The organism is Vibrio sp. V10_P2A27P122, from assembly GCF_963874335.1.
Lineage (GTDB): Bacteria > Pseudomonadota > Gammaproteobacteria > Enterobacterales > Vibrionaceae > Vibrio > Vibrio anguillarum.
This window is the reverse complement of record NZ_CAWNHY010000254.1, coordinates 1-21,386: the sequence shown is the minus strand read 5'-3', so window position 1 is coordinate 21,386 and position 21,386 is coordinate 1. Positions and strand designations below refer to the sequence as shown.

The 21,386-nt window shown below is 45.4% G+C and carries 23 protein-coding genes; 11 read left to right on the top strand and 12 right to left on the bottom strand.

Annotation, left to right across the window (positions count from 1 at the left end):
- Window positions 1–136: 136 nt before the first annotated feature.
- The 5 genes from AACQ17_RS12260 to hemC form a co-directional block, all read right to left on the bottom strand.
- On the bottom strand, window positions 137–280 hold the full coding sequence (locus AACQ17_RS12260; RefSeq protein ID WP_157726747.1) for a hypothetical protein: 144 nt from the start codon (window positions 278–280) through the stop codon (window positions 137–139).
- A 364-nt stretch (window positions 281–644) separates the two neighbouring features.
- Entirely contained in the window at window positions 645–1,826 is a 1,182-nt protein-coding gene (locus tag AACQ17_RS12255) for a heme biosynthesis protein HemY (protein ID WP_094147875.1), read from the bottom strand.
- Window positions 1,826–3,007 (bottom strand): uroporphyrinogen-III C-methyltransferase, encoded by a 1,182-nt coding sequence (locus AACQ17_RS12250; protein ID WP_094147876.1) that lies wholly within the window; start codon window positions 3,005–3,007, stop codon window positions 1,826–1,828. Before AACQ17_RS12250 ends, AACQ17_RS12255 begins: the two co-directional genes overlap by 1 nt.
- Window positions 2,991–3,752 (bottom strand): uroporphyrinogen-III synthase, encoded by a 762-nt coding sequence (locus tag AACQ17_RS12245; RefSeq protein ID WP_017048597.1) that lies wholly within the window; start codon window positions 3,750–3,752, stop codon window positions 2,991–2,993. The genes AACQ17_RS12250 and AACQ17_RS12245 overlap by 17 nt, the downstream gene beginning before the upstream one ends.
- Before the next feature lie 3 nt (window positions 3,753–3,755).
- On the bottom strand, window positions 3,756–4,694 hold the full coding sequence (gene hemC / locus AACQ17_RS12240) for a hydroxymethylbilane synthase (protein WP_026028290.1): 939 nt from the start codon (window positions 4,692–4,694) through the stop codon (window positions 3,756–3,758).
- A gap of 350 nt (window positions 4,695–5,044) precedes the next feature.
- On the opposite strand from hemC, the gene AACQ17_RS12235 reads away from it, so the two are divergent.
- A complete protein-coding gene (locus AACQ17_RS12235; RefSeq protein WP_088728525.1) occupies window positions 5,045–7,573 on the top strand; it encodes a class I adenylate cyclase in 2,529 nt (842 codons plus the stop codon).
- Window positions 7,574–7,617: 44 nt separating this feature from the next.
- On the opposite strand, the gene cyaY is transcribed toward AACQ17_RS12235, so the two are convergent.
- Window positions 7,618–7,932 carry an iron donor protein CyaY gene (gene cyaY / locus AACQ17_RS12230; protein WP_010319878.1) on the bottom strand — a complete coding sequence of 105 codons (315 nt, stop codon included), beginning with the start codon at window positions 7,930–7,932 and terminating at the stop codon, window positions 7,618–7,620.
- A 75-nt stretch (window positions 7,933–8,007) separates the two neighbouring features.
- Here cyaY and lptM point away from each other — a divergent pair, with 75 nt between their 5' ends.
- Genes lptM through yigB form a run of 6 tightly spaced genes read left to right on the top strand, consistent with a single transcriptional unit; the run spans window position 8,008 to window position 12,602 of the window.
- Complete coding sequence (lptM, locus tag AACQ17_RS17415; RefSeq protein WP_033197445.1) at window positions 8,008–8,127, top strand: LPS translocon maturation chaperone LptM; 120 nt, start codon at window positions 8,008–8,010, stop codon at window positions 8,125–8,127.
- 29 nt (window positions 8,128–8,156) lie between these two features.
- A complete protein-coding gene (gene lysA, locus AACQ17_RS12220; RefSeq protein WP_013855516.1) occupies window positions 8,157–9,410 on the top strand; it encodes a diaminopimelate decarboxylase in 1,254 nt (417 codons plus the stop codon).
- 11 nt (window positions 9,411–9,421) lie between these two features.
- Window positions 9,422–10,252, top strand: coding sequence for a diaminopimelate epimerase (gene dapF, locus AACQ17_RS12215; protein WP_010319875.1), 831 nt, complete (start codon window positions 9,422–9,424; stop codon window positions 10,250–10,252).
- Between the two features lie 24 nt (window positions 10,253–10,276).
- Window positions 10,277–10,981: a DUF484 family protein gene (locus AACQ17_RS12210; protein ID WP_017044536.1), complete on the top strand. Its 705-nt coding sequence runs from the start codon at window positions 10,277–10,279 to the stop codon at window positions 10,979–10,981.
- Window positions 10,953–11,885, top strand: coding sequence for a tyrosine recombinase XerC (gene xerC / locus AACQ17_RS12205; RefSeq protein WP_010319873.1), 933 nt, complete (start codon window positions 10,953–10,955; stop codon window positions 11,883–11,885). Before AACQ17_RS12210 ends, xerC begins: the two co-directional genes overlap by 29 nt.
- Before the next feature lie 3 nt (window positions 11,886–11,888).
- Entirely contained in the window at window positions 11,889–12,602 is a 714-nt protein-coding gene (gene yigB, locus AACQ17_RS12200; RefSeq protein WP_094147230.1) for a 5-amino-6-(5-phospho-D-ribitylamino)uracil phosphatase YigB, read from the top strand.
- Here yigB and AACQ17_RS12195 read toward each other — a convergent pair.
- From AACQ17_RS12195 to AACQ17_RS12180, 4 genes are all read right to left on the bottom strand, one after another.
- Entirely contained in the window at window positions 12,588–13,193 is a 606-nt protein-coding gene (locus AACQ17_RS12195; RefSeq protein WP_094147229.1) for a tRNA-uridine aminocarboxypropyltransferase, read from the bottom strand. The genes yigB and AACQ17_RS12195 overlap by 15 nt on opposite strands.
- Complete coding sequence (locus AACQ17_RS12190; protein WP_094147228.1) at window positions 13,194–14,222, bottom strand: COG3650 family protein; 1,029 nt, start codon at window positions 14,220–14,222, stop codon at window positions 13,194–13,196. It abuts the gene before it with no gap.
- 188 nt (window positions 14,223–14,410) lie between these two features.
- On the bottom strand, window positions 14,411–15,238 hold the full coding sequence (locus AACQ17_RS12185; RefSeq protein ID WP_013855511.1) for a Cof-type HAD-IIB family hydrolase: 828 nt from the start codon (window positions 15,236–15,238) through the stop codon (window positions 14,411–14,413).
- A 150-nt stretch (window positions 15,239–15,388) separates the two neighbouring features.
- Window positions 15,389–16,387 carry an alpha/beta fold hydrolase gene (locus AACQ17_RS12180; protein ID WP_026028809.1) on the bottom strand — a complete coding sequence of 333 codons (999 nt, stop codon included), beginning with the start codon at window positions 16,385–16,387 and terminating at the stop codon, window positions 15,389–15,391.
- 74 nt (window positions 16,388–16,461) lie between these two features.
- Between AACQ17_RS12180 and rhtB the strand changes: the two genes are divergently transcribed.
- Window positions 16,462–17,079: a homoserine/homoserine lactone efflux protein gene (rhtB, locus tag AACQ17_RS12175; protein ID WP_026028289.1), complete on the top strand. Its 618-nt coding sequence runs from the start codon at window positions 16,462–16,464 to the stop codon at window positions 17,077–17,079.
- 35 nt (window positions 17,080–17,114) lie between these two features.
- Window positions 17,115–18,341 carry an EAL and HDOD domain-containing protein gene (locus AACQ17_RS12170; protein ID WP_094147227.1) on the top strand — a complete coding sequence of 409 codons (1,227 nt, stop codon included), beginning with the start codon at window positions 17,115–17,117 and terminating at the stop codon, window positions 18,339–18,341.
- Window positions 18,342–18,404: 63 nt separating this feature from the next.
- On the opposite strand, the gene AACQ17_RS12165 is transcribed toward AACQ17_RS12170, so the two are convergent.
- Window positions 18,405–18,875, bottom strand: coding sequence for a Dps family protein (locus AACQ17_RS12165; protein WP_019281805.1), 471 nt, complete (start codon window positions 18,873–18,875; stop codon window positions 18,405–18,407).
- 220 nt (window positions 18,876–19,095) lie between these two features.
- Here AACQ17_RS12165 and AACQ17_RS12160 point away from each other — a divergent pair, with 220 nt between their 5' ends.
- The gene (locus AACQ17_RS12160; RefSeq protein WP_094147226.1) at window positions 19,096–20,109 is read left to right on the top strand and encodes an acyltransferase; all 1,014 of its coding nucleotides are present in this window, start codon (window positions 19,096–19,098) and stop codon (window positions 20,107–20,109) included.
- Here the strand turns inward: AACQ17_RS12160 and AACQ17_RS12155 are convergent.
- Complete coding sequence (locus AACQ17_RS12155; protein WP_017044543.1) at window positions 20,106–20,435, bottom strand: DUF2500 domain-containing protein; 330 nt, start codon at window positions 20,433–20,435, stop codon at window positions 20,106–20,108. The genes AACQ17_RS12160 and AACQ17_RS12155 overlap by 4 nt on opposite strands.
- A 220-nt stretch (window positions 20,436–20,655) precedes the next feature.
- Here AACQ17_RS12155 and AACQ17_RS12150 point away from each other — a divergent pair, with 220 nt between their 5' ends.
- Complete coding sequence (locus tag AACQ17_RS12150) at window positions 20,656–21,030, top strand: hypothetical protein (RefSeq protein ID WP_026028288.1); 375 nt, start codon at window positions 20,656–20,658, stop codon at window positions 21,028–21,030.
- Window positions 21,031–21,386 lie beyond the last annotated feature (356 nt).

Below are 21,386 nucleotides of genomic sequence, written 5' to 3'. Positions count from 1 at the left end.
CTTTTAAAGAAAAAACCGCTGTTTTTACAGCGGTTTTTTCGTTTTATATCAACATGCCAATCTGGAAAATTAATAGCTTAATTCAATCTCTCGAACATATCTTGATCACCCTATCTGTACTTTCCAAAAATCGATTTTACACATTGAACACCTCAGACATAATGTCGTCGTGATCCGCAAAACTTTGTTGGTTAGCGTGAGCCAACTGCACACTTGCTCTATTGGATTTAGCTCGGTGAGTAGGAGGAAACGTGATGACACTGACATGACTAAACTGCACTTATATACCTACCAGCATCATCCATTATAACGACGGCCTCACCTATTCCTTTTTAGGAGCATACCGACCCAAGCTGACCCAAATAAATACGCATATTCAAATCGCTGCGGCTTCACAGCTCTAGGTTTTGTGCCGTGCTCGGCCTTAAGTCAAATTGCATTTTGATCAAGAAATTATCCAGGAAATCCCAGGTGTTCAAGCGGATAATAGTAGAATTAGGATGGTTTTTGTTGGCTCGCCAGCGTTTTAAAATCGGTGCTATTAAGGCTATCCATCGTGATATTTAACAATAGCTAGATAGCCTTATGAGATCGTACTTTTCTTTAATTGGTATAAGGTTATTTTTAGGTGCTTAGATTGCCATTTAAACATGCTCTATCATGGTCAGTGCCTTACGTGAGACTTCTGCGGCGGCTTTAGGGTAGTTTTGTTTTTCAAGGCTATCGGCAAGATAAGCGTAATCAGATACATTGGCACGGAGCGATAACGCTTTTTCCAAATGGTTTTGCGCCTCTGCCCATTTTTGCTCTCTCATATACAATTGAGCCAGTGCGCTGTGTGCTTCGGCGTTACCACTATCCTTACTAATGGCTTCTTGTAACAACAAAATTGCTGGGTATCTATCTGGTAAATTGAGCTCTGCCAATAATGAATACAGAGCTGGCATTGGATGTTTTTTTAATGTTTCTTTAATGACGGTAAATGCTTGCGAGTCTGCTTTTCGTTGGATCAACTGCTCGATGAAGCATTGAGTTAAAATGACGTCGTTTTTGGTTTTCCTTGGGAGCTTGTCCCAATGATTGATTAAGCCTTCGCTACCTTGCTGCTGGGCCACGTTTTTTAGTAAACCGCATTGTGCTTTTTGGTTCAGTTGTTGGCTCTCGTCCGCATTGATCTGTTTTGCTTTTTGGAGCTTAGGTAAAAGCTCAAGCAGCGGTTGCCACTGTTCTAGGTGTACGTATGTTGTCTTGAGTAAGTTGAGCACGATGGTGTTATTCGGATGAGTGGCTTGTAAGGCTGATAAAGTGCTTAGCGCCTGCTCAAACTCTCCTTCTCGTACTTGCTGTTTGGCACGAGTTAATTCAACAGCTAGGCCTGCATTACTTTGCTGACTAGCGAGATCTAAATAGTGATCTCGTTTTGCTCTGTCGCCCATTCCCTGCGCGGCTTCCGATGCAACAAGATAGCAGAGCAGCGGCATATCATGGTGGTTCGCCCAGCGAGTGACTTTCTTTTCTGCCTGCTTCCAGTCTCCCTCTAGAAGTTTAATGATACCTTCATTGGTATAACGGCGAGAGCGCTTTAACTTACGTACGCTGAACCAGTTTAATGTGTTTGAACTGGCGTAGAATGCTTTTTTGAGGAGATATTCTAAGCTAAATAATCCAGAGAGGAGTGCAATCACAAAGATCATTAAGGTGGTTACGCTCATCTCTATTGTTCTATTAGCTATAGAGATAAGAACATAACCTTGCTGGCCAGCATATTGGGTTCCGACAAATAAACCGGCTCCTAATACTACAAAAAGAAAGATGACTCTAAACATTACTTGTCCTCCGTAACGCTCATTGGATAGACTTCACGGCGTAGGCGTTCAGTGATGACATCAGCGAGTTCGTGCTGAGTTTCAAGTTTAACTGGATATTGCACTTGTATATTTTGTTTACTGAGCTGCAATAGCGCGTGATTAAACTGCTGCACACTCTGATCATCGGAATTAAAGAAGCTGGCTGACCATTTATCTGCTGTGCTCAGTGCCGTTGTATAAATCTCTTGTTGTTCTGCGTATACGGCTTTGATGGCGGTTTCTAATTTTGCTTTGAGATTTTCTTTTAGATAGAAGTGCTGTTCAGGTGACAGTAGCGGAATGGCATTACCGTCTCGAGTGCGGAAGGTAATGAAGTTCTCCGAGAAGTCTTTCAATGAGCTAACGAGATTATTTTGCCAGTCGTTAATATTTTCGGAAACTTGTGGTGCTGATTGCTGCTGAGTTTCAGGCAACATGGCATTAGCCAGCGGTAGAGTGTCAACTCGTTGCTGTAAGGTTGTTAAGCGTAACACGAGCCCTTCACGATCAATCAATGGGATGATTTTGAGCTGAGTAATGTCACGCGCCATGGCTTTGCGTAGCGGCACTAAGCTTGGGTCATTCAATTCAGCAATACGCTGATCAGCGCTTTCCATTAGCTTGGTCGCGCTGATGATGTCATGTTCCAGAAAAAGTTTACGTCCTGCCAGTTTTACTAAGTAGTCTGCTTCTGCTAGTAGCCAGTCGTTGGGACGGCGGCCTTTGATATCAGCTATCGCCAGTTGCAAGCTGTCGATACTTTTTTGCTGTTGATTCAAGGCTACGTCAGTTTTGTGAGTGAGTTGGTCCGCTTTGGTTTGTGTTTCTTGCTTTATTTGATTGATTTCAGCCGCGAGCTGACTTTGGGTTTGTGTTAATTGAGTCTGCAATGCGTTGATTGTGGCTTGGTAAAAGGCGTCTTTTTGCTGCATTTGATAGGCTATACCAGCACTGAAAATGATGGATAGGCTAATTGCAATAACAGAAAGTTTGATGCTGCGCTTTGCTCGTTTATCACTTTTTTCTTCAGGTTGAGAAGTGGGATCCTGCACGTAACTTTTTGGTGAATCAAGGTTATCCGTTGCGTCTTTTTCTGTAACCAGAGGAGGTGTGGCTGCTTTTTCAGGTTCAATATGCGGGTTATTATTTTTGCTTGTCATGCTTAGAGTCCTGTCTAGATTGGCTAATACTAGCCGCGAGTTCTGTATTGGAGGCGCTTCCCACGTTCGTGACGCACCCAAATCCCATGTGCAGCGCCTCTTGTCGAATTCGCTCGCTTGGGACAAAAAGAGCTAAATTTAGCAGCCAGAGTCGTTGTGAATCAGAGAATTGATCCATCATAAAATTGAGTTGACCTGAGCTGGTGACAACTAACTGAGTGACTTGCTGTTGCTGCCACAGAGATATCGATTCGGCGGCAAAGAGGGTGATCGTATCGCGTCGATACACTTCCTTATACACCACATCAGCACCACGCTCGATTAAGCTGTCGTGGATGAGCTCACGTCCGCCATTACCACGTAAAATCATCACCTTAAGGCCCGATATTGATTGCAACTGCGGTAGGGCAAGCAGGTGTTCACTGTCACTTATCTGCGGATAGTGTACTTTTTGTTGGCTTAATTTGCTGAAAACATGTGCGGTTTTTTGACCAACGGCAAGGTATCTGGCGTCATTTGGCCAAAAATATCGGTGATCTTGCAAAAATTGATGACTGAACGTCACCGCGTTTTGGCTAACCGCAATAATAATGTCGCATTGCTGAAGTTCTGGGAGTAAATACGGGAGATCGACTCCTGCATTAATCTGAATCAGTGGATGGTGAACGGAGCGGATACCGAGATCCGCTAATTGTTGGCAAAGTTCAATCCCTTGATTTTCGGGGCGAGTGACCAACACCGTCATGCTTTATTCGTGCTCGCAGTAGAGTTTGGACAGAATATCTCGCGCTCCATCATTGAGCAATTGATGGGCAAGCGTGATTCCTAGTTGCTCGGCATCGGAGCGGTGGCCGCGAATCTCACCTTGTACAATCTTAGAACCATCAGGCTCACCGACTAATGCTCTTAGCCAAATATGATCACCATCGAGTAGGGCGTAGCTACCGATAGGTACTTGGCAACCGCCTTCTAATGTTAGGTTCATGGCTCGTTCACATTTCACGCGATCAGCCGTGTCAGAATGGTTGAGTGGCGCAAGTAATGCTCTTAAACGTTCGTCATCTAAACGGCATTCAATCCCGACTGCACCTTGCCCTACTGCAGGAAGCGATTGTTCTGGTTCAATAATGCTGCGAATGCGATCTTCAAGCTTCAAACGTTTTAAACCTGCTGCGGCGAGAATAATCGCATCGTATTCACCTGCGTCGAGTTTTCCAAGACGAGTACCGACATTGCCACGCAATTCTTTAATCACAAGGTCTGGTCGATATGCTTTGAGTTGGCATTGGCGACGTAGGCTACAGGTGCCGACGATGGCACCTTGAGGCAGTTGTTCAATGCTTTGATAGGTGTTTGAAACGAAAGCATCACGTGGATCTTCGCGTTCACAAATCGTTACTAGTCCAAGCCCTTTCGGGAAATCGACGGGAACATCTTTCATTGAATGCACTGCTAAATCGGCACGGCCTTCAAGCATAGCGACTTCCAACTCTTTGACAAAAAGCCCCTTACCGCCCACTTTAGCTAAAGGCGTATCTAAAATGACGTCGCCTTTGGTTACCATGGTCACTAATTCCACTTCTAGGCCAGGATGAGCCGCTTGCAGCGCATCTTTAACATAATAAGCTTGCCAAAGGGCGAGCGGGCTTTTACGTGTGGCGATTCGAATGGGTGTTGCGTGAGTCATGATAATCCCGAGTGTAGGTAATGGATGGTTTAATCCTATCATTCCCGCTATGAAAGGTTTACTACTAGATCGTCGCTGTGAAGGATTGATGAAGAGATAGCATAAATTGGTCAAAATTGTGTGATTTATATCTCGTTTATATAATGAGCTATTACGACAAAGTGTAAATAGCTACGACACTATAGCCAAGGTCATTGGAGCGCATTGTAGGCATGCTCTGCCTGAGTGTGATATGCATCGAGAGGGCTTTACCAAATGGAAAGAAAATGTTAGATTGATCACGTTTTTTTGGTGCTTTAGAATAAAATATAATCAAAGCGCGTGTTAATGTTTCAACCAAGGAATCAACCTTGCAGGCTTACACCAAGACGTTAATTCAACGATTAGACAATCTCAACCAGCAACGTACCGAGCGTGCGCTGGCGCTTATGGATTTGCAAAGTCAACGTGTATTTCATTTCATTCCTGCATTACTGCACTTCAATCACCCGATTATTCCCGGCTACTACGATGCAAAAGTCCCTTATGGTGTCTATGGTTTTGAGCCTAACGACATCCAACGTCAGCTGGTTGAAGATACAGAACTCACCTTAGGTCAACCCTTACCGACCGCAGACACCCCCGCTATTCTTGCTCTGTATACCATGGGCAGTACCTCGTCGATTGGTCAAAGCACCTCGAGTGACTTAGATATTTGGGTATGTGTAGCATCGAGTATGAGCTGTGATGAGCGGGAAAGCTTAAGCAACAAATGTTTGTTGATCACTGATTGGGCAAAGAGCCAAGGGGTGGAAGCTAACTTTTTCTTGATGGATGAGCTACGTTTTCGCAGTAATCATTCTGAGCAGATGACAGGCGAAAACTGCGGTTCATCGCAACATCTCCTGCTATTAGACGAGTTCTATCGCTCTGCTGTTCGCTTGGCAGGCAAGCGTTTACTGTGGCAAATCGTGCCTCCTGAAATGGAAGAGTGCTACGACGAATACGTGCACGAATTGTGCAGCAATGATTACATTAATTGCAGTGAATGGATCGATTTTGGTAAGTTGAACCGTATTCCTGCTGAAGAGTATTTCGGCGCAAACCTTTGGCAGCTTTATAAAAGCATCGACTCGCCTTACAAGTCAGTGTTAAAAGCGATTCTGCTTGAGGCGTATTCGTGGGAGTACCCACACACGCAATTATTAAGCATTGATACCAAACGACGGTTTTTTACTCATGAACCTGATTTGTACAGTATGGATGCTTACTATTTGATGCTTGAAAAAGTGACGCGTTACCTTGAACGTATTGGTGATTCTGCCCGTCTTGATCTGGTGCGTCGTTGTTTTTATCTCAAAACGCATGAAAAGTTATCCCGTGAGCCGAGCTTAGGCTCAGTGGCATGGCGTCGAGAAGCATTAAGCCACATGATTCAGCAATGGAATTGGTCGGAATCTGTTGTTCAAGAATTAGACAATCGCCGTAATTGGAAAGTCGAACAAGTTAAAGTTGTCCACCATGCGTTGTTAGATGCGTTGATGCTGAGCTATCGAAACCTGATCCAGTTTGCGCGTCGTAATGACATCACCTCGGCCATTAGCCCACAAGATATATCAATCCTCGCGCGTAAGTTGTATGCGGTGTTTGAGGTGTTGCCGGGTAAAGTCACGCTACTGAATCCACAAATCTCGCCAGATCTGCACGAGCCGGATCTCTCGTTCATTCAAGTTCGAGAAGGGCGAACCAATAAAGCGGGCTGGTATCTGTATAAACAGCCTCTAGTTGCCCATCGTATGATTGGCCAACCTTTCCTTGAGCATAATGAATACCTCAGTAAGCTGGTCTCTTGGGCCTTCTTCAATGGTTTGATCACGGAATCAACTCATTTGCATTCAGTAGTACGTGACGCACAGTTGGATATTGATAAGTTCTATCAAATGGTTAGCGATTTGCGTAATACCTTCTCGTTGCGTAAGCGGCGGCCGACCATGCAGGCTCTAGCAAGTCCTTGTGAAATCAGCCAACTGGCGATGTTCATCAACTTTGAAAATGATCCTACCGCGGAATTAAGCGGTAAATCGCTCAAAATTGATTTGAAAAATATAGATATTTTCAGTTTCGGATCTGAGCAAAAAAGCTTAGTCGGTAGTGTCGATTTAGTGTATCGCAACTCGTGGCATGAAGTACGGACTCTCCATTTTACTGGCGAAACGGCGATGCTCGACGCGTTGAAAACCGTGCTTGGCAAAATGCACCAAGATGCGCTACCGCCAGAGTCTGTCGATGTATTTTGTTACAGCAAAAGTCTGCGTGGCGTGATGCGCAACATGGTGTACCAGTTGCTGGCGGAATGTATCGATTTGCGTTTGAAACCGGTAGAGCAAGAGAAACGTCGCCGTTTTAAAGCGTTACGCATTGGCGATCAAATGTATGGTCTGTTTTTTGAACGGCGAGGGGTTTCGGTACAGAAGTTGGAAAATTCGGTAGATTTTTACCGCAGTATTTCAACCAACAAATTGAAAGGTTCACCGCTGTTAATGCTCGATCGCGATCAAGATTATCAACTGCCGGAAATCGTCGATGGTTTTGCTAGTGAAGGCTTAGTGCAGTTTTTCTTTGAAGATACTGATAAAGGCTTCAACATTTATGTGTTGGATGAGTCGAACCAAATTGAAGTCTATCACCAGTTCAGCGGCGAAAAAGATGAGATGATCACTAACGTCAACAGCTTTTATACCTCAGTGCGCGACGGTAACCCACTCTCCGCTAAACTTATTAACTTCAATCTGCCGCAGTATTATCAAATCGTCCACCCAGAAGAAGGGGAAAGCTATATTGTCCCTTATCGTAACGATTCCGCGCTCTATTCTCGTCCTTCAAAAGCGGTCAACGCTTAGTTCGGTAGCGCCAAGTCACACATCTGTCACTTGGCGTTGTTGCTTTACACCCAGTCGATCGTTTCGCCAGCGTGTTTTTCACATTCTTGTTTCACCATCGCAATCAATTCCAGCCCTGTTTTTGAACAAATCCAGTTTTGGTCGATCAGTTTGAAATGGAAACCGCCTGACTTTGATGCCAGCCAAATTTCATGCATTGGCTCTTGGCGGTTAATAATAATTTGGCTGCGGTCATCAAATTCTAACGTCATCACATTGCCTGAGGTCTCGTAATCAATGTCGGCACCTGCGTCGTCTATCGCTTGTTCAATGATTTCTAGCTGCTCATCGACAAGTTGGTGAAATTCAGTATCGTTCATCCTGTCTATCCTATTGCTTTTCCTGATTGTGGTGCGATTATAGGGGGCATTGACTCAATAATCACGACATGCAAAATGAAAAAATCAATCGCTGCACTTTTTATGTTGTCACTCCTTGCTCTCGCAGGGTGTGGTCAAACCGGGCCGTTATACATGCCAGCAGAGCCTGAGCAGAGTGAACAACCTCAGCCATAGTCATTGATTTAGCTTAAAGGAAACGAATTTTGGATTACTTCAATTATCAGGACGATGGTCAGCTTTGGGCTGAAAATGTCGCATTAACAGAGTTGGCTGAGCAATACGGCACGCCTTTGTATGTCTATTCTCGCGCTACTTTAGAGCGTCACTGGCATGCTTTTGATAAGTCGGTAGGCGAACACCCTCATCTGGTGTGTTATGCGGTGAAGGCTAACTCAAACTTAGGCGTATTAAACACGTTGGCGCGTTTAGGGTCAGGTTTTGATATTGTTTCGGCAGGAGAGCTAGAGCGTGTTGTGGTGGCGGGTGGTGACCCGGCGAAAGTGGTATTTTCTGGCGTCGGTAAAACGGAAGCTGAAATGAAACGCGCGTTGGAGCTCAAGATTAAATGCTTTAACGTTGAATCCGAGCCTGAATTAGCACGTTTAAATAAAGTGGCTGGCGAGCTGGGTGTCAAAGCACCGATTTCACTGCGCATCAACCCTGATGTGGATGCACAAACCCACCCTTATATTTCAACCGGTTTGCGTGACAATAAGTTTGGTATTGCTTTTGACCGTGCACTGGATGTTTATCGCTTGGCACAAAGCCTAGAGAATCTCAGCATTCATGGTATTGATTGCCACATTGGCTCTCAACTGACTGCTATTGCCCCTTTTATTGATGCAACCGATCGCTTACTTGCGTTAATTGATCAGCTTAAAGAGGAAGGGATCACCATTAAACATTTGGATGTTGGTGGTGGTTTAGGTGTGGTGTATCGCGATGAGTTACCCCCGCAGCCTTCCGATTATGCCAAAGCCTTGTTGGCGCGTTTGAGTAACCATCAAGATCTCGAACTGATTTTTGAACCGGGACGTGCTATTGCGGCTAACGCGGGCGTGTTGTTGACGAAAGTAGAGTTTCTCAAACATACCGAACACAAAAACTTTGCCATTATTGATGCGGCGATGAACGATTTGATGCGTCCAGCGCTTTATCAAGCTTGGCAAGATATTGTTCCTGTTGTGCCGCGCCAAGGTGAAGCGCTAACCTATGACTTGGTTGGGCCTATTTGTGAAACCGGTGACTTCTTGGGTAAAGATCGTTCATTGGTCTTGGATGAGGGAGATCTACTGGCGGTTCGCTCAGCAGGAGCTTACGGTTTTGTGATGTCTTCGAACTATAATACACGTACTCGCGTGGCGGAAGTGATGGTGGATGGTGCACAAACCCACCTTGTTCGTCAGCGTGAAGCACTATCGAGCCTATGGGCATTAGAGCGTATTCTGCCGGAGTAAATTGAAGCATTATGCATTTCCATTTTTCTAAAATGCACGGTTTGGGTAATGACTTCATGGTCGTTGATTGCATTACACAAAACGTCTTCTTCTCCCCTGATTTGATCCGCCGCTTGGCGGATCGTCATACTGGCGTGGGGTTTGATCAGCTATTAGTGGTTGAAGCGCCGTATGATCCGGAAAGTGATTTTCACTACCGTATTTTTAATGCCGATGGCAGCGAAGTCGAACAGTGTGGCAACGGCGCACGTTGCTTTGCTCGCTTTGTGCGGATGAAAGGGCTGACCAATAAGTACAGCATTGGAGTCACGACTAAAAAAGGCAAAATGGTTTTAAATGTTGAAGAGGATGATCAAATCACCGTCAACATGGGCATACCAGAATTTGAGCCTAATAAGATTCCATTTCGAGCCAAACAGGCAGAGAAAACTTACATCATGCGCGTTGAAGAGAAAACCTTGTTCTGCGGGGCGGTGAGTATGGGCAATCCGCATGTGGTGACAGTGGTGGAGGATGTGACAACCGCTGAGGTTGAAATTTTGGGTCCACTGCTTGAATCTCATGAGCGTTTTCCAGAGCGTGTTAACGCAGGCTTCATGCAAGTGCTGAATCGCAATGAAGTGAAGCTACGTGTTTATGAACGTGGCGCGGGTGAAACTCAAGCGTGTGGCAGTGGCGCGTGTGGCGCGGTTGCCGTTGGTATTCTTCAAGGGTTATTGGCGGAAGAGGTGACAGTACATTTACCTGGTGGCTCGTTAGAGATCCACTGGCAAGGGCCGGGTAAGCCACTCTATATGACAGGCCCTGCGACTCATGTGTTTGATGGTCAAGTCTCTTGTTAGGGTTAAGTAAGATAAGGAATCGTTTTGTCACACGTTGAAGCGGATGCACTCACAGCCGAAGTTGTGGCTGAATATTTACGAGATCACCCAGATTTTTTCCTCCAGCGTTCAGAGCTGGTTGACAGGCTCTCCTTGCCGCACCATCAACAAGGTGCGGTCTCTTTGGTGCATGTACAACTGAATCGTCAGCGTCAGAGAATTGAGGAGTTAGAGGAAGAGATCACCGCCTTTATGTCATTAGCGGCCAATAATGACCGCACTTTCCACGAATTTATGGATCTGCAAGAGCAGATCTTAAAATGTCATTCAATGCCGCAAGTATGCAAGGCAATAGAAAACAAAGCGCAAACCTTAGGTTTGGTAGCGTATATTCGTTTACTGGCCTCGCCTGAAACCGATTATCAATTGACCCAAGAGCAATGGCAGCGTTTTTCAACTAACCATTTTAATGGCAAAAATGCTTATTTAGGGCGTATGAAAAAGTTGGATCGCCAAGCGTTATTTGGTGAACAAACCGCTGCGCCAGAAATGGGTTCGTATGTGGTGCTACCATTAGGTAAGCGCTCATCACAAGGCGTGTTAGCGTTTGCAAGTGAAGATGGCGGCCATTTTCAACCGAGTATGGATACCCTCTTTTTACGTCATTTGGCGTTAGTTCTCTCTCATTTAATTGAGACTCTACCTTGGCAACCGATTGAGCATGACCGAATCAGCCACACCTCTGCCTAACGGCTTACAGCAGCCCTTAACTCGCTTCTATGAATATCTGCGGAGCGAGAAAGGGTTGAGCTTGCACACCCAACGCAATTACAAACAACAGCTGGAAACCATGGCGCAGCATTTGGTGCAGATGGGGCTGAATCAATGGCAACAAGTCGATGCCGCTTGGGTGCGACAGCTGGCGAGCAAAGGGATGCGTGAAGGGATGAAAGCCAGCAGTTTAGCGACGCGTCTCTCTTCATTGCGCAGTTTTTTTGATTTCTTGATCTTGCGTGGTGAACTGACAGCTAACCCGGCCAAAGGCGTTGCAGCACCGCGTAAAAAACGCCCGTTACCGAAAAACTTAGATGTGGATGAAGTCGCGCAACTACTCGAAGTCAAGGATGATGATCCGCTATCAGTGCGCGATCGAGCCATGATGGAATTGATGTATGGTGCTGGGTTGCGTTTAGCGGAGCTCGTCAGCATTAACGTAAAAGACCTGAGCTTTAGCCGCGGCGAGATTCGAGTGGTGGGTAAAGGGGATAAAGAACGTAAGGTGCCTTTTGCTGGCCAAGCCAAAGAATGGGTGGCGCATTGGTTGAAAATACGGACGCAGTTTGCGAACGCTGATGAGCAAAGCTTGTTTGTTTCAAAGCTGGGTGTTCGTATTTCGCATCGCAACGTACAAAAACGCATGGCCGAGTGGGGGCAAAAGCAGGCGGTGGCTAGCCATATTAGCCCACATAAACTGCGCCACTCTTTTGCGACTCACATGCTTGAATCGAGCAATAATTTACGTGCTGTCCAAGAGTTGCTGGGTCATGAGAACATTTCGACGACGCAAATCTATACTCATTTGGACTTTCAACATCTTGCGCAGGCCTATGACCAAGCGCACCCAAGAGCACGTAAAAAGAAACAGAGCGAGTAACGCATGCACTTTTATCGCAATATCGGCCCCATTAAAGCGATGAGCTTTGATTTGGACGACACGTTGTATGACAACCATCCAGTGATCCGTCATGTTGAGCAGCAAATGGTCGTGTGGCTGCACACTCATCATCCACTTTCCGCGACGCGTCCGATAAGTTGGTGGCAGCAACTTAAACAGCAACTGGCGCTGCAAGAGCCACTGCTCGGTCATGATGTCACTCAGTGGCGATTTAAGCAGATAGAACAAGGCTTAATTCAGTTAGGCTATTCGCCGCAACTTGCTTTACAGGCTGCGCAGAATGCCATTGAAGAAGTGTTGCGGTTACGTCACTTAATCACGGTGCCAGAGAAGACGCACCGCGTGATGACCGAACTGGCAAAGCGCATGCCGTTAGTGGCGATTACCAACGGCAATGTTGACCCGTACAAAATTGGCTTGGGGCATTATTTTCAACAAATTTTTAAAGCGGGTCCCGATGGCTTGGCCAAGCCGTATCCGGATCTTTTTGACAAAGCGCAGGCTGCATTACAGTTACCTGCAGCCTCGATTTTACACGTTGGTGATCATCTGATAACCGATGTGCAAGGCGCAAAATGCAATGGTTTCCAAGCCTGTTGGTATAACGATCAAGGCCAAACCTTGCTCGCCAGTCGTAAGGCCAAAGTTTTGCCTGATATTGAAATCCATCAACTGGATTCATTACTGCAGCTTTAGGGCGTGACCGCTTTTATCCGCTTGAAAAGCCTTGAGATAGTAAGTGAAAAACGCGCGTAACTCTCTCGCATTATTTGGTTCTCCGAGAGAGTTGAGCAGCTCAACGCCCACTTCTAATGTGCATAAATGACCAGTATCTTGATTTCGCCTTAATCCATACTGAGAGATTTGATTTGGGGTGAGGTGTAGCTGCGGTAAATCGGATAACCAAGGGCTCTTATTGAGCATCTTCTTGGCTTCTTGCCATGTCCCATCCAGGATAATAAACACGATTTCTCGAGTGTCAGACGTTGAGAGAGATTGGTATTCGGTGAGCGATTGACTGCGCGTCGAAGGGAAAATAACCACCGCGTTTAACTTCTCATCCAGAATTCTCTTGTGTAATGATTTCGCCGTAGAGACTCGGTCCCAGATGTACACAGAGGAATTGGGCAAGCTACGCAGCAGCAGTTTGCCAGTATTGGTCGCTCGATGCGGTTCATTTTCATGCATCAGTAGTGCAATGCGCAGTTGGCTATCCAGTGTTGGTTGCAGTGAACAGAGGCATTGATAGCTAAAATGGCAAACTGGGCAAGGGCACGGTCTGGTCACTTATGGTGTCTCGATATTTTCAGAAAATAACGTTAAACCGCCATTGGCGATAGGGTAGAGTACATCGCCCACCTTCTCTTTTTCTGCTTTCAGTTGGTAACCAGTGCGAGTAAAGATACGTTCAGAAAGCAGATATTGTTGCTGGTGGCGCGTCATGACAACTTGGATCTGATTTAGGTTTAATGGTTGCCAAAACCCCTTTTCAACGGTCGATGGCTGACCATCGTTGTAGTCATAATGAGTGCTAGCAGTATGATCCGCATTCAGTTGCAAACGAATCGTGAAATCCCTATTTTGGGTCGAAGTAGCATGATAAGCCCCAACCCATGGAAGCGTCGCATCACTATTACCTAAGGTGGCACATCCCTGATAGCTTTTCTCACCGACCTTCAAGGTGGAACTCCAGCCGTACAGCGAGTCACTCATCCCGTCACTGCACATTTTTTGTGTGAGGAGCAGCGAACCTTGATTTATTTGGTACTCGCGCTTGGTTTCAGATAGCGGACTTTTTGTGATAGCGAATGTTTGAGTTTCACCGCTGATGGTTTGAAAGTTAAGGTTTTTCCCTTCAAAGTGGATGGACCATGACGGTTCGTTGCCAAAAGCGCGTGTCGGTTTGAGTGGTTGATTGCAGCGTTTAGGATTTTCAGCACTGAGCATATTGATGCTGGTCACGTTGAAACGTGCGCTGGAATCGGCATCGAAACCTGTGCGGCTTGGTGCTGATAAAGTACCGATGAGCTCTCCATACAAAGGCTGATAAGGCGAGCGAGCCAAACTCAAGGCTTGCTGAGTCTGCTGTGGTGTCAGTGCTAGCCAATATTGTTGATTGCTACCACAAGGTGTAAAGGTTTGCGCCTCATGACCTACCACGACTTCTCCACGCATAATAAAGGGCTGTGCTTTGATTGAGCTGGGTTTATCCAAACTCGCCATCGGTACGGCTGGTGGCTGTGATGCGTTGTGTGTCGCACAGGCTTGCAGCATTAATGTGGTCAATAACAGCGCGGAACAGTGAAGCACTTTCATAGCAGACTCTTTTTGGGCAATGCAACGAGGCTAGATTATGGCACAAAGGTGCTGGCAAATTGAACTGATGGTGTGAATTTAACAACCCGCGGACAAGAATCAGAGATAAATCGTGAAGCCGTTATGAACAAAAAAACAGCGCTCAAATGGCGCTGTTTTTTGTGACCACTCGTTACTGCAGGCTGCTGTTACAATAAATGTTCACGCAAATAGTGAGCCACGGCGTCTTCTGCATTGCTACCAATCACTGTGTTATTCGGCAGTGCATTGAACACTTTTTGATGCGATGTGCCCATCACCAAGCCTTTACCAGCCATCGACAGCATTTCCACATCGTTCATACCATCGCCAAACGCAATACAGTTATCTAGGGTCAGGTTTAATGATTCTGCAACGGCTTTGAGCGCATCCCCTTTCGACACTTCTGCTGCCATCACTTCCAAACACCAAGGTGTTGAGAAGGCGACGTTCAGTTTGTCGCCAAAAATATCGTTTAAGCGTTCTTCAAACTGAGCTAATAACTCATGATCTTGCGCTGGGTGGGTGAAGAATATTTTGGCGACGCCCTCGGTAGGTGCGTTATTGACATCAAATACTTGGTAGCTAAAGCCGGATTCTTCGTGGAAATCACGCAGCGTTTCATCTTCTTTATTCAATAACCACGATTCATCTTGATATATGTGAACAAAAATATCAGGGTTTTGCTTAAACACATCAATGACGGGCTGTACCAATTCTTGCGGTACATTTTTACTGTACATCAGGTTGTCATGTTGATCGTGAACGCGCGCACCATTGGAAGTAATCATGTAGGCTGGAATGCCCGCTAACTGGCGAATACCCGCCACATCAACGTGATGGCGACCGGTAGCGAAGATGAAAGTAAAGCCTTTTTGGTGAAGCGCTTGTAGCGTTTGCTTGGTGAATTCGCTCAATTGGTGGTTTGGCGCAAGTAGTGTACCGTCGAGATCGGACGCCACGATATGAATCGCGTGCTCTTTACATTCGGTGGTCATAAAACCCTCATTATCATGGTCGATTTGGTTTGCAGATCGCAGATGGTGGAGAAACTTTGGTGTGGCTTAGTTTACGCCATCTTAAAGAGGAAAAAGAGGGTAAAACTCTCAATTGAAATTTCCTCTATTTGCTCAGTTCTAATACCGTGATTAAACTGTGTTCTCAAGAGATTGGAATTGCTTAAATAGCTCATCAAGTGCTTGGTTTCGATAGCAATCCTTTTCAAAAAAGAGCTCATGTTTTGCTCCTTCAATGATGACTAGCTTGCTAGATGGATTGGTTTTCGCCAGCTTAGTGACAAAGCGGATTTGATCCGCATTACTGACAATTTCATCCTGTCCTGCTTGCAAGATGAGTGTTGGTAACTTCACTTGACGAGTCATCAGTTGACACAGCTTCGCTGCCATGAGCCCTTGCCATACCCAGCGCGTGCTAGGGCCGCCAACTTGCAATTCGGGTTTGCGTTGGTACAGGTCTCGAAACCATTGGTAACGCACCTGACTTTGACTTAATGGGTTGATCTCAAAAGGCTTTGCAGAATAGGCTTGATAGCCTGGCGCATAGGTTGGTTTGCTATACATCGCCGTCAGCACTTGGCTCAGTGTCATGGCGATAGGACGTAATTGCCATGGCATGTTGACACCAAACATTGGCGCGCTGAGCACCATAGCCGCAAATGGGTGTTGAGGGTATGTTTGTACATACCGGGTCGCAATGGCACCGCCCATCGAGTGGGCGACGAGAAAACGTTGTGCATAATGGCTTAAGTCAAAGTGCTCAATGACACGCTGCATGTCTAAAATGTAGTCATCAAATTCACCGACATGGCCGATTTGTGGATCGTCGATTAATCGATCAGAAAGCCCTTGGCCACGGTGATCAAAAGAATAAATATCATAACCTTGTTGGAAAAAATCATAAAATAGCTCCTGATATTTCCAGCAAGATTCAATTCGTCCGTTGACGACGAAGATCGCCTTTGAGTGTTGAGGCGAGGTAAGTTTGCACCAATAAAGTTTTGTTTTATCAGCAGATTTGATAAAACCTTCTTCTCTGGAGTGCCAGAAATCGGCAATCGTGGTATTGATCACTTGCTCAAAGAAAGACTCTTGAGTATAAGGTGGGGAGTTTGGACTCGTCTGATTCATAGATTATTCTTATTGGACAGATTCGAGGAATAGTTCATTTTTAGGCTAGATTAGTCTAGTTGAGAGGAATTGCAATGGATACTCATGTTTGGCTTGCCTATGTGGTGACCGCGATATTGTTTAGTTTGGCGCCGGGTTCAGGGACGGTCAATTCCATCAGCAATGGTCTCAGCTACGGTACACGTAAATCACTAGCCGCGATTGTGGGTTTACAATTGGGTTTGGCTTTTCACATCATGTTGGTGGGAGCCGGAATTGGTGCCTTAGTGGCACAATCAGCCATGGCATTTAGTGTGATTAAGTGGGTTGGTGCTGCGTATCTGGTGTGGTTAGGTGTTCAAAAATGGCGTGATCGTTCAAGTATGATGACCAATGCAACGGCTCAAATGCAAACGAGTTGGTCTTTATTGCGTCGAGCGGTGTTGATCAACCTGACAAATCCTAAATCCATCGTCTTTCTGGTGGCGCTTTTTCCACAATTTATTGACCCAACCCAAGATCAGTTCATTCAATTGTTGGTGTTAGGCGTGACCACGGTAACCATTGATTCGATTGTGATGCTTGGTTACACCTCCTTAGCCGCACGAATGGGGCGCTTTATTCGTTCAGAGAGTGTCATGAGTAAGATTAACCGAGTATTTGGCTCGATGTTTATTGGTTGTGGAGCGCTACTGGCAGTGGCGAAGTCCTAGATGGCTATGTCTCAATTATTAGTTGTTAATCACTAATGCATTATTCTTATGTCGCACGACAACCGATCTTAAATGCCAAGCAGCATACGCTTGGCTATGAATTGCTCTTTCGTGATGGGGAAAAAAACGCGTTTCCAGCGCACATTGAGTCGAATCGAGCCACGTATCGCTTGATCGTCGAAAACTTTCTTGCGGTGGGGATCAATCCTAATATTCCCAAATCACGTTGTTTTATTAATTTTCCCTACAAGAGTTTAATTCGCCGTCTGCCTTTAACGTTGCCGCGAGAACAAATTGTGGTGGAAGTGCTCGAAACCTGTGAGCCGACGGATGAACTGCTTGAGGTGATTAAAGAGTTGTATCGGCGTGGCTATCTGGTGGCGCTGGATGACTTTGTGTATGCGCCAGAATGGGAACGCTTTCTGAGTTATGTGCACATCGTCAAGCTCGATATTATGGCGCTGGGCTTAGATCACGCTTGCGAGTTTGTACGTCAGCGTTTAGCGGAAGGCAGTAAGCGTCGTTATTTAGCGGAACGAGTTGAAACGGATCACCAGTTCACCGTGACACGTAATGCCGGTTTTAGCTTTTTCCAAGGTTATTTCTTTAGTAAACCAGAAATGATCAAGCAGCGTTATGTTGGACCAGAGCAGATTATCGCCTTGGAGCTGTTTCGAGAAGTTTGTAAGCCAAATGCTGATTTTGAACGGATTGAATACATTGTCGCGCAAGATGTAGCGCTCTCATACAAGTTGCTCAGATTCGTCAACACTATGTCTGATCGCTTATCCGTGCCGATTTCCTCTTTTCGTCAAGCTTTGGTCTATCTTGGTCAAGACAAGCTCAAAACCTTTGTATCATTAGCCGTTGCTTCATTTGTCTCAGCTAAAAAGCCGAAAGAGTTGTATAACCTCTCTTTGCAACGTGCTCAATTTTGTCAATTAATGTCTGGGCATCCTTCATTTCGTCAACATCGCGAGCAAGCTTTTTTAATTGGTCTTTTTTCTGTGTTAGATGCCTTACTGGATATTTCAATTGAAGAGCTGGTTGCGCAGTTACCCTTATGTGACGTGGTCAAACTAGCACTGCAAAAGCGTGAAGGACCCATTGGCGAGCTGTTGGCACTTGAGGAGTGTTTTGAGCAAGCGGACTGGCAAGGAGTGGAAAGCCATTGTGATCTGCTAGGGCTTGAATTAAATCAAGTCAGTGATGAGCTTTCGGCGGCGCAGCGCTGGAGTCAAGATATTCATCGTTTGCTGTAATAAATTTCGTGCGAATGTAAAAACCGCCGTCATGAGCGACGGCGGTTTGCCCAAACTTGGGGTTTATTGCAGCCAAGCATTCAGCATCCATACCAGTTTCTCTTGTTCGCGGATGTAGTCACTCATCAGTGCTGAAGTGCCTTCATCTCCCGCCTGCGTTGCAATTTCAAGAATTTCTCGTTGCTGGTGGATCAATACACTGAATCCCTTAACCAATCCTTGCATGGTTTCTTGACCATTAGTTGCGTTAGTGTGTTCTGACACTTGTGCTGTTGCTAAATAGGCGCTGAAGCTATGCAACGGTTGATAACCTAAAGTCAAAATTCGTTCCGCTAACTCATCAATTTTGACCTGTATGTCAGTGTAAATCTCTTCAAATTTTGCGTGCAGTTCAAAGAACTCTTTTCCTTTGATATTCCAATGGTAACCACGAGTATTCATATAAAACACTTGGTAGTTAGCCAATAATTGGTTTAACGCTTGTGCAAGTTGTTGGCTTTGGTTGGTATCTAAACCGATCAAATTTGTTGTCATGTGTTCACCTCGTTGTTATGGATAAGTGATTTCTCTTGTTAAGCATTAGATTGCACCTTGAAGTGAACAAAATAAATTCGTTTTGATTGATTTATTCGATAGGTATTAGCTATTAATTATAATGGCATTAGTGATCCTTTACCGATAACTGACTTGCGGATTACATAGCCAACTATTTCAACTTTATAGTAGAAACCTTAAAACACTGTGGATAGGCACTATGACCAAACGAGTTATTTTTTTTGATTTATTGCGCTGTTTGGCGGCTGTAGCGGTGATCGGTATTCATGTGTTGGCCCCCTATCGGCAGCAACTCGGCGATATTCCTTTTGAGCAGTGGGTGGTTGCGGTTGGCATCAATAGTGTAAGCCGTTGGGCTGTGCCAGTCTTTATATTGATCACTGGAGCCTTAATGCTCAGTGATCGTCGCCCTTTTGATGCGCGTTATTATGTTCAGCGACGTCTTGGCAAAGTTTTGCTGCCATTTATCGTTTGGTCGCTCTTCTATGCTTATTTGTCCGGCTGGAGTGCGAGTGGATTTGATGGGCAAGTTGCAAAGGCGGTGCTGAGTAACAGTACGCACCACGCAACGTATTACCATTTAGGTTTTTTCTATTACTTTATCCCACTCTATTTTGTGATCCCTTTTCTACAACTGCTGGTCCGAAGAGTTGATGATAAAGCGCTGTACGCATTAGTTGCTGTGTGGCTGCTGACGACCACCTTGTTTTTATGCGGTATTGATGGCCCTTGGAGCAATGAGCTATGGCTGTTTGCTGGTTATTTACCGTTGGGTTACTTGCTCTATCAGAAGGTGTCACTCAACCGGGTAACGCTATGTATGGCGATTCTGCTTGGCTGTCTGGCACTATTGACGACAGTATGGATGGTGGTCAGCCACAGTGTCGCAGCGGGTGAGTATACGATTGGTCGCTGGCTCTCTTATAAAACACTGAACGTTGTGTTAGCCGCCAGCATGATATTTATAGTGTGTCGATATTTTGCTGAGAGATTGCCCGCTCGTGTTAAGCAAGTCGTAAGTGTGATAAGCCAGCACAGCTTAGGCATCTATTTATTACATCCCATCTTTCTATGGCCTGTAAAAGAGTATGGGTGGGATCAAGGGAATCCCGCATGGGTGATCCCGTTATGGATTCTCGTAAGCGGCGCAGGATCACTGGCGGTGAGTATATGGGTTGCTCGCTCTGCAAAAACACGTTGGTTATTACCTTAACGCTTGAGTGCAAAGTGTAGAAACTTGTGTCCGCAATAAGTCAGCATTCCTTGGTCGCCTGGGTTAAGTGCATGGTAATAATGCACGCCGACTTGAAATTCCCGCTTTGGGCCAAGTTTGCCTTTTTGGACGTAAATCCAGAACTCCTGATCCTCTTCCCCAGGGCGAGCATGAGGGATGACGATGGCTTGCTTGTCGATAATCGTGACATTAGCAGTGCGTTCGGGGGCGTTTTCGCCTTGCACATGGCGACGATAGAAATAGCTAAATACCCAAATAGCAGAGATAACTAACAAAGCGACAACGATAAGTAATGAAAGCGGCATGGTGAACTCCTTAGCGATGAAGGCGACATTTTAGCGTGCAACATATGGCAAAGGAGTGTTGCTTGCTACTAAAGCGTGAGTTTGATTGGTTTGACGGTTTTTTTTCCGGCGGATATCACATTTCCTCGGCAGGTTAGCGAGCAAAAATGCTCAACTATTCCGTGGGGAAGTATGATAAAAATAGATGGAGCGCCACCAGAGTTGGCACAGGAGGGCGATAATGTCAGATATTGAGAAAGTGGTTTTGCGAACGCGTCGATTGGAAAGCTTGTTGAGAGAGCAATATCACGCTGAGGGGAAGGGGTTACATCAATTGGTGACTAGCTGTGAAGAGCGTTTACCACATGATGTGGTGGGCAAGCTGAGGTTCATTGCCACTATTCGTAACAAAGTTGTGCATGAAGATAACTATCAGTTAGAAGATCGCAAAGCATTTCTTCGTGTGTGTGATGAATGTGAGAAGGAGCTGACTCCGCGCAGCGGTCGCTTTATTTGGCGCGTAGCCATTTCATTAATGACCTTAATCACGTTAGCGGCGCTTCTTTTTTACTATCTTCATTGGGAAGCCCTATCGAAACACGTCACAATGCCATAAATGGTATTAGGTTGTTTTACTCAATCGTTAGATAAAAAAAGAGGACACGAAAGTGTCCTCTTTTTTTATTGGGAATTAGATACTTAGTACATCATTGGCAGTGTCATTAGGCCTACGATAACCGCGATCATTACAAGTCCCTGTTTTTGAGATGAAGAAATCATAACACTGCTCCTTTATTCTGTGGTTTCATTCTATGAATATGAGAATAGCACTACTTTGTTTAGTTGATCAACCTCAATTTGATGAAGTATCCAAAATAACACCTTAACATCATCATATTCAGGGAATATTGGCAATGTTTAGTGCTTGTTTTGGTGTGTTTATATAATGTTCTTCTTGGTGTTGTTTTAATC

What these genes read in the sequence shown, in the direction of transcription:
- rhtB (WP_026028289.1), top strand. Translation starts at nt 16,462, where the DNA reads ATGGATACTCATGTTTGGCTTGCCTATGTGGTGACCGCGATATTGTTT.
- AACQ17_RS12160 (WP_094147226.1), top strand. Translation starts at nt 19,096, where the DNA reads ATGACCAAACGAGTTATTTTTTTTGATTTATTGCGCTGTTTGGCGGCT.
- AACQ17_RS12150 (WP_026028288.1), top strand. Translation starts at nt 20,656, where the DNA reads ATGTCAGATATTGAGAAAGTGGTTTTGCGAACGCGTCGATTGGAAAGC.
- lptM (WP_033197445.1), top strand. Translation starts at nt 8,008, where the DNA reads ATGAAAAAATCAATCGCTGCACTTTTTATGTTGTCACTCCTTGCTCTC.
- AACQ17_RS12250 (WP_094147876.1), bottom strand. Translation starts at nt 3,007, where the DNA reads ATGACAAGCAAAAATAATAACCCGCATATTGAACCTGAAAAAGCAGCC.
- AACQ17_RS12155 (WP_017044543.1), bottom strand. Translation starts at nt 20,435, where the DNA reads ATGCCGCTTTCATTACTTATCGTTGTCGCTTTGTTAGTTATCTCTGCT.
- AACQ17_RS12190 (WP_094147228.1), bottom strand. Translation starts at nt 14,222, where the DNA reads ATGAAAGTGCTTCACTGTTCCGCGCTGTTATTGACCACATTAATGCTG.
- AACQ17_RS12180 (WP_026028809.1), bottom strand. Translation starts at nt 16,387, where the DNA reads ATGAATCAGACGAGTCCAAACTCCCCACCTTATACTCAAGAGTCTTTC.
- AACQ17_RS12170 (WP_094147227.1), top strand. Translation starts at nt 17,115, where the DNA reads ATGCATTATTCTTATGTCGCACGACAACCGATCTTAAATGCCAAGCAG.
- hemC (WP_026028290.1), bottom strand. Translation starts at nt 4,694, where the DNA reads ATGACTCACGCAACACCCATTCGAATCGCCACACGTAAAAGCCCGCTC.
- yigB (WP_094147230.1), top strand. Translation starts at nt 11,889, where the DNA reads ATGCACTTTTATCGCAATATCGGCCCCATTAAAGCGATGAGCTTTGAT.
- xerC (WP_010319873.1), top strand. Translation starts at nt 10,953, where the DNA reads ATGACCGAATCAGCCACACCTCTGCCTAACGGCTTACAGCAGCCCTTA.
- AACQ17_RS12255 (WP_094147875.1), bottom strand. Translation starts at nt 1,826, where the DNA reads ATGTTTAGAGTCATCTTTCTTTTTGTAGTATTAGGAGCCGGTTTATTT.
- cyaY (WP_010319878.1), bottom strand. Translation starts at nt 7,932, where the DNA reads ATGAACGATACTGAATTTCACCAACTTGTCGATGAGCAGCTAGAAATC.
- dapF (WP_010319875.1), top strand. Translation starts at nt 9,422, where the DNA reads ATGCATTTCCATTTTTCTAAAATGCACGGTTTGGGTAATGACTTCATG.
- AACQ17_RS12245 (WP_017048597.1), bottom strand. Translation starts at nt 3,752, where the DNA reads ATGACGGTGTTGGTCACTCGCCCCGAAAATCAAGGGATTGAACTTTGC.
- AACQ17_RS12165 (WP_019281805.1), bottom strand. Translation starts at nt 18,875, where the DNA reads ATGACAACAAATTTGATCGGTTTAGATACCAACCAAAGCCAACAACTT.
- AACQ17_RS12185 (WP_013855511.1), bottom strand. Translation starts at nt 15,238, where the DNA reads ATGACCACCGAATGTAAAGAGCACGCGATTCATATCGTGGCGTCCGAT.